General features: G+C 37.1%; 16 protein-coding genes and 1 pseudogene. 8 read left to right on the plus strand and 9 right to left on the minus strand.

Annotation, left to right across the window (positions count from 1 at the left end):
* Positions 1-94 precede the first annotated feature (94 nt).
* Positions 95-535 carry an NADAR family protein gene (locus ACP6PM_RS17950; RefSeq protein ID WP_426586957.1) on the minus strand — a complete coding sequence of 147 codons (441 nt, stop codon included), beginning with the start codon at positions 533-535 and terminating at the stop codon, positions 95-97.
* Positions 536-565: 30 nt separating this feature from the next.
* Here ACP6PM_RS17950 and ACP6PM_RS17955 point away from each other — a divergent pair, with 30 nt between their 5' ends.
* From ACP6PM_RS17955 to ACP6PM_RS17985, 7 genes are all read left to right on the plus strand, one after another.
* Positions 566-694 (plus strand): hypothetical protein, encoded by a 129-nt coding sequence (locus tag ACP6PM_RS17955; RefSeq protein WP_426586959.1) that lies wholly within the window; start codon positions 566-568, stop codon positions 692-694.
* Positions 695-870: 176 nt separating this feature from the next.
* Positions 871-2004 (plus strand): redoxin domain-containing protein, encoded by a 1134-nt coding sequence (locus ACP6PM_RS17960; RefSeq protein ID WP_426586968.1) that lies wholly within the window; start codon positions 871-873, stop codon positions 2002-2004.
* A gap of 888 nt (positions 2005-2892) precedes the next feature.
* Complete coding sequence (locus ACP6PM_RS17965) at positions 2893-3132, plus strand: hypothetical protein (protein ID WP_426586970.1); 240 nt, start codon at positions 2893-2895, stop codon at positions 3130-3132.
* Between the two features lie 46 nt (positions 3133-3178).
* Positions 3179-3595, plus strand: a complete 417-nt coding sequence (locus ACP6PM_RS17970) for a XisH family protein (RefSeq protein WP_426586971.1) — start codon at positions 3179-3181, stop codon at positions 3593-3595.
* The gene (locus tag ACP6PM_RS17975) at positions 3583-3924 is read left to right on the plus strand and encodes a XisI protein (protein WP_426586973.1); all 342 of its coding nucleotides are present in this window, start codon (positions 3583-3585) and stop codon (positions 3922-3924) included. Before ACP6PM_RS17970 ends, ACP6PM_RS17975 begins: the two co-directional genes overlap by 13 nt.
* Before the next feature lie 92 nt (positions 3925-4016).
* Entirely contained in the window at positions 4017-4274 is a 258-nt protein-coding gene (locus ACP6PM_RS17980) for a type II toxin-antitoxin system Phd/YefM family antitoxin (protein ID WP_426586975.1), read from the plus strand.
* Complete coding sequence (locus ACP6PM_RS17985; protein ID WP_426586977.1) at positions 4271-4654, plus strand: type II toxin-antitoxin system VapC family toxin; 384 nt, start codon at positions 4271-4273, stop codon at positions 4652-4654. Before ACP6PM_RS17980 ends, ACP6PM_RS17985 begins: the two co-directional genes overlap by 4 nt.
* A gap of 6 nt (positions 4655-4660) precedes the next feature.
* Here ACP6PM_RS17985 and ACP6PM_RS17990 read toward each other — a convergent pair whose 3' ends face one another.
* The 8 genes from ACP6PM_RS17990 to ACP6PM_RS18025 all read right to left on the minus strand — a co-directional run bounded on the left by ACP6PM_RS17990 (position 4661) and on the right by ACP6PM_RS18025 (position 9359).
* On the minus strand, positions 4661-4807 hold the full coding sequence (locus ACP6PM_RS17990; RefSeq protein WP_426586979.1) for a hypothetical protein: 147 nt from the start codon (positions 4805-4807) through the stop codon (positions 4661-4663).
* On the minus strand, positions 4800-5036 hold the full coding sequence (locus ACP6PM_RS17995; protein ID WP_426586981.1) for a hypothetical protein: 237 nt from the start codon (positions 5034-5036) through the stop codon (positions 4800-4802). The genes ACP6PM_RS17990 and ACP6PM_RS17995 overlap by 8 nt, the downstream gene beginning before the upstream one ends.
* Before the next feature lie 80 nt (positions 5037-5116).
* Entirely contained in the window at positions 5117-5428 is a 312-nt protein-coding gene (locus ACP6PM_RS18000) for a hypothetical protein (RefSeq protein ID WP_426586983.1), read from the minus strand.
* Between the two features lie 61 nt (positions 5429-5489).
* Positions 5490-6299, minus strand: a complete 810-nt coding sequence (locus ACP6PM_RS18005) for a hypothetical protein (protein ID WP_426586984.1) — start codon at positions 6297-6299, stop codon at positions 5490-5492.
* An 18-nt stretch (positions 6300-6317) separates the two neighbouring features.
* Complete coding sequence (locus tag ACP6PM_RS18010; RefSeq protein ID WP_426586986.1) at positions 6318-6548, minus strand: hypothetical protein; 231 nt, start codon at positions 6546-6548, stop codon at positions 6318-6320.
* Between the two features lie 60 nt (positions 6549-6608).
* Positions 6609-7313: a DUF2589 domain-containing protein gene (locus ACP6PM_RS18015; protein WP_426586988.1), complete on the minus strand. Its 705-nt coding sequence runs from the start codon at positions 7311-7313 to the stop codon at positions 6609-6611.
* A 49-nt stretch (positions 7314-7362) separates the two neighbouring features.
* Positions 7363-8295 carry a hypothetical protein gene (locus ACP6PM_RS18020; protein ID WP_426586989.1) on the minus strand — a complete coding sequence of 311 codons (933 nt, stop codon included), beginning with the start codon at positions 8293-8295 and terminating at the stop codon, positions 7363-7365.
* 131 nt (positions 8296-8426) lie between these two features.
* Positions 8427-9359 (minus strand): DUF2589 domain-containing protein, encoded by a 933-nt coding sequence (locus tag ACP6PM_RS18025; RefSeq protein WP_426586991.1) that lies wholly within the window; start codon positions 9357-9359, stop codon positions 8427-8429.
* 1109 nt (positions 9360-10468) lie between these two features.
* Here ACP6PM_RS18025 and ACP6PM_RS18030 point away from each other — a divergent pair.
* Positions 10469-11500 (plus strand): annotated as a pseudogene (locus tag ACP6PM_RS18030) (AAA-like domain-containing protein).
* The last annotated feature ends 136 nt before the right edge of the window (positions 11501-11636 follow it).

The raw sequence follows: 11636 nt of genomic DNA on the forward strand, positions 1-11636 counted from the left end.
AAAGCTAGACGCGCTAGGAGGAGATGGCGAGATGGGGTGTGTTGGAGTATTTTTCAATCTTTTTCGTAAAAATATCTTGTTCACCAGATGTCTATTAATTTTGCTGTCTCAACATATCTCGCACTTCCATTAAAATTTTGCCTAATTTATTTTCTCCACTACCGTCTTTTCTCCGACCCCAATACAAATCTACTGGAGATTTATAAACAATTTCTTCATCCCCAGTAGATAGCAATATTTCTTGGATTTCAGAATTAGCAGCAAATTTGTTGAATACTGCTGTGAGCATAATTTCATATTTGACCTCTTCCCAATCTGAACGTAATGGTCGGTTGCGATCATTGCCTAGATTTGCTGCTTCTCCTGGCGTTGCTGCTAGACGAATTTCCTCAGCATCAGGAGTATCAGGAAATTTTTGGGCTTGAAAATAATGTTCGCTGGTTGTCCACCAATAACCGTCTAATTCAAAACCGTCAGCGGAACAATTGGAAAAACAACCGTATCTACTAAGAGTACTATAAAATGAAATTGCCATAATTTTTCTCACTAATAGGAAAAAATAACAGTGTTGGTAATGGGTGGCTATGATTTTTCTGGCATTGTAGAAACTGAGTTGGTATTAGATGCTGATGCTGATATCTGTCTCCAACAAACCCGGTTTCTTATAACACCAGAACTATTATTTCATAGCTAGATTAACCAACACCAAAATAACAATAGATCGGGATTTGTAACAAATTATTTAATGTTCCGATATTTTATGAATATTTAGTGTATAAATTGTTTGATAAAGATTCTGTGAATACTTATACATATTGTGTATCTAAATTTAGAATAGACTCAATAGTTAAATAAAATTACAATTATTAGATGATTAAATCCACAAAAACCTTAATTTTAGGAGACCATGCTATTCCTTTTGCTTTACCAGACCAGTCGGAGGAATTATTATATTTCAGAGATGAAGCTGGTAAGCCAGCAATTCTAATTTTTTATGCCTCTAATGAAATTCCTGCTTGTCAAGATATAGCTTTTGCATTTCGAGACTTAATACCTACTTTTAATAAATTTGATTTACAAGTTTATATAATTAGCTCTGACTCAGTGAAAGTTCATCAAAAATTTGCTGAAGAATATAATATTCCTTTTCCATTGCTGTCAGATTCTAATAATAATATCAGTCGTAAATATGGTGTTTGTTTTCCAGGAGATAATGACCAGAAAAATATGCAATATAGCCGGGTAGCTTTTTTGCTCGATCCTAACCAAAGAATAGTAAAAATTTATCCTCTCAAGTATTTATCAAGTAGTATTGAAGAAATTTTAAAAGACATTAAAAATATACTGCCTCAAGAGGAACCGCGTCATATTCAGGTGCAGGCTCCGGTACTGTTAATTCCTAATGTTTTTTCTCTAGAATATTGTAATTATTTGATTGATATTTGGCGTACAAAAGGTAATGATGAATCAGGTTTTGTGCGTAAAAAAGGTGAGAAAACTGTGGGATATATCGACCACACTCATAAGATTAGAAGAGACCATTTTGTGAAAGATGAGGAAATTATTGCCAGTTTAAATAAAATGATGAAGTCAAGGGTATTTCCGGAGATTAAAAAAGCTTTTAATTTTAATGTTACTAGACAAGAAAGGTATAGAATAGCTTGTTATGATGGAAGTCTTGGTGGCTTTTTTAATGCACACCGAGATAATACCACGCCAGGTACGATACATCGAATATTTGCAATGACATTAAATTTGAATGTAGGCGAATATGAGGGAGGGTTTTTAAGATTTCCCGAATACGGACCTCATTTCTATAAACCTGATACTGGTAGTGCGGTGATTTTTTCTTCTTCTTTGATGCACGAAGCTACTCCGGTGACATCTGGTTTAAGGTTTGCACTTTTGAATTTTTTCTATGGAGATAAAGAGGCAGAAGCGAGGGTTAATTATGAAAATAGAGCGCAGAATGATTATGATGCGGTAGTTAGGGTGAATAGTTAGAATTAAAGCTCGTAGTAAGGCTTGAGCAATAAGAGGATGTTTAAAAAGTATGAATTTTGATTTAGATCCCCCCTAGCCCCCCTTGAAAAGCTATCCCTTATAAGGAACTCCTGAAAACTTTGTTGGAGGGTGGGGAGAGGGGGAAGAGGGGGAGGAGGGGGGAGTAAGAATCTTGTCTGCATTTCTCAAAAAAATGTCTAATTCAATACACTATTTCTGAGAAAAAAGCTGATTCAAGACTTAATCATAACTGACTGAATTTGTTAAGTTTTATGTTAAAAAAGATGTTTATAAAGCATAGCTTAAAAAGGGGGAAATACAACATAAAGTCCCCCTTATTAAGGGAGGTTTAGGGGGATAAATGACTTCTCAAACAACCTCTAAGATATATCGGACTGAAGCCCTACTACAAACATTTTATCACTTATATCATGTTTACTTTAATGGTTGTAAAAAAAATTAGCACAGATATAATTACTGTGCCATATATTTACGGAGCATTTCGCAGGAAAAAGGGTGATTCGTAACGCATCAAAATATTGTGGTGCGTTAATGAAATATAAAAGACTCTACTAGACTGACACAGTTAAAATAGTGCATTATACAGCAGATTCCAAGTATATGAAGTACAGGTATTAACAATTAAATATTTGTAGTGCGGGCATCTTGCCAGCTATGGGTATACCTCACCAAGATGGAGGGGCGGGTTTATCTAATTTCAGGTGAAAACTCATTAATTTAACGCGGAACCCGCCCCTACTATTGCAACATTTTAGGCGTGTCACTTTCCACTATCAAGAAACTCGTAAATTAACAGAGTTTGCTGTTGTTTAAATTAAAGTTTTATTTTAGAATAAAAAATATGTGCTATATATTCTAGCTAGAAAAATGAACCAAAAACTAACGTTAAATATTGAAGAAGCTCAACTCCATTTTCTTCTCCATCATAAAAACTATGGCTTTAAAGATCAAGGAGAAATGATTAGGGTTGCTTTGCAGAAGTTACAGTCAGAATTAGAAGGTCAAGATTTAGAAGAGTCAGCACAATTATATGCAGAAATATACGAAGAAGATGCCGAATTACAAGAATTAACTGAGACTGCTTGTGCAGATTTTAGAGAAACATGAAACTAAAACGAGGTATGATTATTGATGTTAATCTTGAAAGGAAATAATGCCAGCAAAAGATACTTATCATCAAGCTGTCAAAAATGCTTTAATTAAAGATGGTTGGATGATTACTTTTGACCCTTATCCTATTAAATATGAGGAAGTTAAGTTATTTGCCGATCTAGCTGGTGAAAAAACAATTTCTGCAACAAGAGAAGGGCAACAAATTGTGATTGAAATCAAAAGTTTCCTGAGTCGTTCTCCGATGCGTGAATTTGAAACAGCATTAGGACAATATTTAATTTATCAAACATTTCTTTCTCTTACCCATCCGAGTTATAAAGTTTATTTAGCAGTTGGTCACAAAATTTATGAAAAGTTTTTTGCACAAGCTGCAATTCAATTAATTCTCCAAAAATATCAAGTTTTACTATTAGTGATTGACATTAAAAAAGAGGAAATTCTTAAATGGATAAGCTAATTCATTATCAAAATATAATCAAACAAATCCTAACTAATTATCAAAGAATATCAGCACAGATTCCCGATCCTGATATAGATGAGGTATTAATGTTTGATGACCAAAGAAGTCAATATCTTTGGTTTAATATTGGCTGGAAAAATGATAGACGAATTCAAGCAATTTCTGTTTATATTCGGATTAAAAATGAGAAGATTTATATTGAGGAAGATTGGACAGAGGATGGAATTGCTAATGAATTATTAAGGGAAAATGTACCGAAAGAGGATATTGTTTTAGCTTTCCACGATCCTGAAACTCGTAAGTTAACTGAGTTTGCTGTTGTTTAAATTAAAGTTAAATACATTAGGCTGGGTTAGTGTTACATTAACCGAACTTTCGAGGCTATAATTTAGAAGATATCACTTTTAGATACAAAGCTATGTCAAACAAAACATTTGACCTGAAACAACTACCAATGAGTATTACTGAATTACTCTATTCGATTCAAGATGAGCAAGAAATAGTCATTACTGATGATAATATTCCGGTTGCTAGATTGACTATAATTAATCCAGTCGCTGAAACTAGATTGAAATTAGAAAAAACACCTCAACCTGGATTAAATTTAGGTGCTATGGTAATGAGTGATGATTTCGATCAACCTTTACCAGATGAATTTTGGTTGCAAAATCCATGAAATTACTGTTAGATACACATACTTTTATTTGGTGGGATAGTGAGCCATCAAAACTTTCTCAACCTGCATTAGAGTTATTAACAGATAAGAATAATTTGAGGTTATTGAGTGTGGTTAGTCTCTGGGAAATTTCAATTAAACACCAGTTAGGCAAACTAACATTAAATAAAACTTTGGGAGAAATTGTTGCTATTCAACAAAATAATTTTATCGAAATATTACCAATTACTGTTGCTCATGTTTTAGCTTTAGATAGTTTGTCTGTTTATCACAAAGATCCTTTTGATCGTTTACTGATTGCTCAAGCTAATATAGAAAATGCAGTGTTGATTAGTTGTGATTCTATTTTTGCTAATTATTCAGTTAAGGTAGAGTGGTAGTAGATTTTATTCTACCAAGAAAGCGATCGCTTTTTTAGGGAATTCCAGAAATGGCAAAGGGAATTTGGGATGAATAGAATCAGTTCTGAGGCATCTGCTTGGTTTGCGATCGCGCTTGTTAGATACCACAAATACAAATCCAATCTCAGACATTCTTCAAAGCCGTTTGAATTGTGTTGATTAGAGATGCCAATTCTGAGGGAGTGATGAAGGCTACCCCACTTTCGCTTTTACTTACATCCTTTTCAAGTGCCTTGTTCATGTGTTCCAGGTAGGAACAGACTATGGCTGCGGTGGCTTGATTGACCATGACATCAATCTGATCCTGCTTAGGCATGGCAGATGTGTCGAGAGAGGGGGTAGCAAAAGTAATTCCTGGCATTTGTTTATTCTCCTTTCAAAAGTAATTTCGGTTTTTCTCTTTCAGCTAAAATTGAGACGGTGAAATACTCTGGCAACTGCTTATCCATTTAGCGGGTATTGACTAGAACATATCAACTTCCGCAGTCCCACCTCTTGTTTCAATGTCATAGAGTTATCCGCGTTTGTATTACTTGTCCCCTTCGCGTTATAAACAAATGTGTCGCTCCTTTGAATAGTACCTAATTGATGATCTTCAGCGAGCAAAATCTTATAATTTGCCCTACCCCCAACTATAGTATTTTGATCGTAAGAGATTTCTTCTACTCTTGCAGCCTTGCTTCGATTTGGTAGCCCTGTTGCTGGTATTGTTGGACAAATATTTCCATGAGAACCAATCTTAGTCCATGTCATTGCTTATACCTCTTTATTACGTTACGTGAATTTTACTTACATACATTCTACACTTCAAAATTTAAGTTTTATGGAAGCTTTGACTCGCTTCAGAAATCCTCCATTGGTAGTGCTCATATTTGGCACTGATTCTGAGGCTTTGGATTGCTTCTATCGGCATCTCCTTTAAGGTTTCTGCATTGACAATTACATCGGTATTCGGACTTCCTCTAACTTTTTGAATCATGGTTTCAATATCAATTTCCTCATAAGCAATAATATGTCCACAATTTAGACAGAGTTCCTCAAGCTCTTGTCTTTTTTTCTGAACTTCTTCCACTTCCTTGGAATCATGAAAATTCCTTATTTGAAGCTGGTTTTGAATATCCTCATGCTTGAATAATTCATCTTTAATGTTTTCAGCGATAGTATTTTCTATATCAGGTATGGTTAAATTATTTCCTGACATAAAAAAACTGTTACATAAACGAAACAAACCTTGAGAAATTCTTGTCTGGAGTCTCTTATCAAATTCTGGAGTCAGAAGTTTTTTGGCGATTTTTTTAGACTGACTATTCCTATCTTCATCTGCAATATCAAGAAGTAAGAAAAGTGCTGCTGTACGCCCTATTTCGTCACATTTGCCCTGGGTCTTATTAACATCCAGAGCGCAACCATCAGGGTCGATCTCTTTAATGACAAACTTCAAATCAAGACTAACCTCGCCTAGAACCGCAGACGGAACCTGAAAATTGCTCAAGACACTATCATCTTCCCCCACGACTTGCTTTTTTTTGTATTTGTAGCTAAGCTGCCTTGAATACTCATTTGCCAAGTCTTGAGCCGCAGACAAATCGTTAAGGATAGCACCGACTACTTTACTGAGCTGCATAGGTTTCTCTTAATAATTCTATAGATCAAAATGCTTGTGTTTTTCTATGTTTTCCATTTCTTTATTGACTTTTTGCAATATTTCTAAGGCAGACCTAGACTGATTGCGATCCATGCTTAAGGTCAATAAACAGCCTGGACATTGAAATGAAGCTTGGTACAGTAAACTCTGGACAGACATTTCAATGAAAAAACCACACCGTGGACAGGGAATCCCTGGAGAGCGTTGTTGTGAAGGATTGATAGACATAGTTTACCGATAATAGTAGGACAAAAACTGCTAAATTAAACGATGAAAATTTAAAGCAACTTATGAATCGCCAGAGGCAGGAGAATCACTACCCTCATCTGCTGGTGATTCTGACGATGAATCTTCTGAATCTTGCTGTGGTAGTTTTACTTGATTGACTGATGTAGCATTATTAAATGCAGACATCCAATAAGCTAATCCCCCTGGTAAATCTGCTTGCTTCATTTGCACTTTGAGCTTCATATTGGCATCAACAGTTGAGGCAACTTCTCTACTCTCTGAACGTCCAACTATAGGGGACAATCGAGCCTTGAATCCTAGGAACGGTTCTTTCAAAGGACTCTCTCCTTTGAGTCCACCGTCGCTGGCGATCGGGGTGGTTAGGTTAATTTCTGAAAAAATCCGAATATTAAAATCAAACTCGGCTCGCTCAATTTGTAAAAGAGGCAGGGGAATCAATGATATCAAGGGCACTTGAACACGAAAAAGCTTTTCTTGTCGATCGCTAGGATCTATTTGTCGATACAAAAATGTCACCATCTTTAACTGTAATGAACCAGATAAGTTAGATCCGGATAATAATTGAGATAAGGCAGCATTTTCACCTTCCTCTGATGGAACATTATCAACTTTTTCTAGCCCATATTCGGTCATGAACTCCACAAAACGCTGAGCGGTATAAAAGTCAGCCTCAAGAGTTGAAATCAGAGGTTGTGACAAAAGCTTTCCTAGAGCGATAATTTTATCGTCATCTATAATCGTCATAATTTGTTAGCTCCCAGTTTACCGTTGTTCATTTCAACAAAACTTTTGCCTAATTTTTCGCTTTATGTAAACTTTCACCCCTCTCAGTTATGGTCCATGTATAGCTATCCATTTTAACTGTCATGGTCAGAGATGAAAGGGTTTCGATGGGCAACTCTCTCAGTAAGCTTGGGGTTATCATAATATCAGCATGGGGAACTATCCCTGGAAGTTTTTGAATGAGTTTTCTGACTTCCCTCTCTTTTGTCTGAGCTGCAGTGTTACTAAATATCTCTTGGGCTCTTTCTTGAACATACTCAGGAACGTTGGCCTCACTGCTATAAATTTTGGCTCTTTCCTGTGTGTCCTGGATGGCTTCTTGAATGTCTGGATGTTTTAACACCCCTTCTTGAAGTTTGTCTTGAACAATTGTTTTGACAGTTTCTATGTCAATGCTCTCACGTCCGCGCAAGAATATACTTTTACAGGTCTTAAATAACTTTTGAGTTATCATTTGCGTGACAGATTCCAAATATTCCTCATTATCTAGATTGTCATGAATTTTGTTCCACTTTTCTGTTATCTCTCTTCTATCTTTGTCCCGATCTGATTCTTGAGCTTCTGCTGAGAGGGTAATTCGTCCTTGTGGTTGTGCCGGTGATATCAAGTTTCCTATTGCTTCAATTGCCTCTGTACTAAGAAAGTTTTGCATTTGCTTAATAGCCTCTTTAACCGACTCCTCTGCAATATCTCGGCAATTACCCCATGTTATTTCTACATCAAGACCTAAACCAGCATCGATCAAGTCCGTAAAACCAAATTTCAAATCAAAATCAATTTCTTTCAAAACACTAGCAGGTGCATCAAAGTTATTGAGAATATTTTCTTTACTATTTCTGTACTGCTTATATTTTCGACTGATCTGACTTGCATATTCATTGGACAAGTCTTGAGCACTCACCAAATCAACGAGAATTGCACTAACAACTTTTCTAAGTAGCATATCGAATACTAATTTTTAGGTTTTAAATGGCTAGAGAAAGCTGATTTTAAAGCTTAATTATGCACTGGTAATGAAAAGAAGCAGACATCTATTTAAGCCTTAATCTAGATGGCTGCTTATCAATAACCTAGTTAAGCAACAGTAAATTCGGGAATAATCAAAGTAGCCTTCTTCTTAGCAGCTGGATCTTTAGACTCAAACGAGAGTTTCACTCGCGTCACTGGTTGAGTACCAGCCGTCGCCGCTGCAATTGTAATTGTAAACTCTGCGGTACCATCTTCATCGGTTGAAACGGTATCGGGGGCAACTGTAACAGCAGGATTGGAAGCACCCTCAATAGTAACCTTAATCTCTTTACCTTCAGCACGCATAGCTTTTTCATCAAATAAGATAGCTGTAACAAGCAAGTTTTGCGTGCTTGTGGTATCGTTGATGCTATCAGCTACTAACGTTGCAGGAACTACTTGTATATTTGCTTTGTTGGCAGTTGGCGTGATACTATCACCTAGAATGTTCAGAACTTTCGCCAAACCAGCAGGCATATCCTCCTGACCAGCATGAACATGAACATCCATTGTGTACTCAACTGAGTATTTTGACTCTTGCGTCGCTTTGGAATCCTTTTTGCTGGAGTAACTCGCTTCCATATGAACTTTAGCAGAAAATAGCCCCCATCCAACCTTGACATCTGCGCTCCCGGCAGCTTTGGTTTCTTCTTCAGTTGTCTTTTCTTGATAGGTTGATGAAGACGCATTGATACTTGCTTTAAAGTTAATGTCAACTGAGTCTACAGACAAGTATGGAATAGGTAGAATTGTCAGAAGCGGGACAATCAGTTTCGCTTCTCGTCCATCAGCGTAATAGACAAACTCCACTTGCATGGCTTTTGGATTATCCGGTGGTCCTGTCATTCCAAATTTATTGATGAATTCTATGGTTGTCTGTGCAGACTGTGCTTGGGCATCAACAGCAGCCCCTAAAGGTCCCCCAATCAATGAGGAGAAGGGAATACCTTGTAAAGCAGTAGTTGCGACTCTAGATGGTGTGGTATCAATTGCAGGCATTAAAGTTATCCTCTATTTATTTTATAGAATAATTCTGACTTTTTTTTATAGTGCTGACTTTCTGCCGTAAATACCACCAAAGATTGCAATTTTAAGAAAAAAGTTAAGGGTTTAGCGCTAGCAATTCCTAAAAGCAAATTCTAATCTTGATTTCTGAAATTAGAAACTTAAGAACCTGGGCACCATTGGGGATAAAATTGCTTAACTTTGGAAAAATTGCCAACTTAAAAGTTAAGCACTGTACTTCCCATTTCATACTTAACAAAAAGACTAAATTTTTCACATATCTACACACAATCTAAATTCCAATATTCTCAGGAATTTACATCCTAAAAGTTAGGTCTATAATACCATTTAGATAAATATTAGTTACAAAAGGATAAATATTTACTACAAATTCCTAATGTCCTACATACATAGTTTTGTCGGATTATTTGACCCAATATTGTATAATAGCTACAGGGTAAATATCAAGGCTATTTCATTCTAGAATCAAGTGAGGATTTTACTAGCTTTTAGAGATTGGTTGATATAACCTTCAATCCTTGACAAGGGATATTTTCGTGGTTTACACAAAAAGTCAGAAATTAGAACGAAATAGCCCTGGGGTACATATTCACTTTTTCAGATAAACTATAAAATTTATTAATATAATAACAATGAACAACCATGCACGCCGACGAGGTGTAACCTTAACTATTCAAGGCTTAAGGAAGCTCAATCAGGCAAAAGCTGAGGCAGAAATTGAGCAAAACTTTAAGCGATACACCCTGGAATCTCTCAGTGAGGAAACAGGCTTAACCTCCAATACCCTCAGCAAAGTCTTTACCTGCTCATCAGGAGTTGATAAACGAACCTTAAAGTGCTGCTTCCATGCCTTTAATTTGACCTTATTAAGGGACGATTATATCTATCTGAAGTCGAATCAAGATAATCTGGCCGAGATTAACTCAATACCCCTTGCTGAAACTTGCTCGGAGCTTGATCTAGCCGGGGATTCTCCTTTCGAGATTCTGAAAGGCAATCGCAACAATACCCCCCAAACAAAAAAAATGGTTCAACCACAAGACAATCTGCAACCTCGTCCTCCAACCGCACCGGGAGGACAGATGCCTCTAGATTCTATCTTTTACATTGACCGTCCCATCATCGAATCCCTCTGTTACGAAGCCATCCAGGAACCCGGTAAACTGCTCAACATCCGCGCTCCCAAGCAAATGGGCAAAACCTCCCTAATAAGTCGCATCCTGGCTTTTGCTAAATCCCTGGGGTATCAAATCGTTTCTCTGAACTTACAACTCGCCGATGCTGAGATTTTACAGAACTTAAAACGCTTCCTACAATGGTTTTGTGCTAGAGTTAGCAAGGAATTAGAATTTCCCAATGCGCCATCGCCATAGGCGATGGCGCATGAGCGGATAGCCGACTGTTGGGATAACTCCCTGAGTAGCAAATCAACCGCCACCGACTACTTCAATGATGTTATCTTAGCCAACCTAGACCGACCTCTGGTAATAGCTATTGATGAACTCAATCAGCTTTTTGCCTACCCAGATGTTGCTCGTGAATTTCTCCAGCTTCTGCGAACCTGGTCTGAGCAAGCAAAAGCAAGGGTAGCAGACAGTAATGCTTGGCACAAACTCCGACTGATGATAGCTCATTCTACTGAAATTATGATGCCTTCCTCAATTAATCCTTCCCTGTTGAATACTGGGTTAGTCATCAATTTACCTGAATTTACCCCAGCTCAAGTCCAGGATCTAGCACGGCGGTACGAACAAGAAATAACCGAACAACAAATCCAGCAACTAATTACCCTTCTGGGCGGACATCCCTATCGCTTGCAGTTGGCGTTTTATTACCTACAGCAACAGACAATAACCCTGGAAGAACTTTTAGAAAATTCTGGTAGTGCGACTGCTCTTTATGCAGAACATCTACAACAACAATGGTGGAACCTGCAACGCTACGATGAATTATTGCCTATTTTTACTGAAATGGTGAACAACCCCAAACCCATAGAAATAAAACTATCCCTTGGTTATCAGTTGCAAAATATGGGGTTGGTTCATTTGGAAGGCGATCGGGCAAGTCTGTGTTGTGAGTTATTTCGTCCGTTTTTTATGGGAGTATTGAATTGATTGTTATTTGGACTACTGGAGTGAAACGGCTAAAAATTTAGGTTAGGGAGCGTGGGAAGTAGAAGTAGGTTGGGTAGAACGAGCAGTGAAACCCAACTAAACCTTATTATGGTTTGGTTTGAAACGTTTCGGTTGT

The sequence above is a fragment of the Dapis brunnea BLCC-M229 genome (assembly GCF_050015995.1).
In the GTDB taxonomy this organism is placed as follows: domain Bacteria; phylum Cyanobacteriota; class Cyanobacteriia; order Cyanobacteriales; family Microcoleaceae; genus Trichodesmium.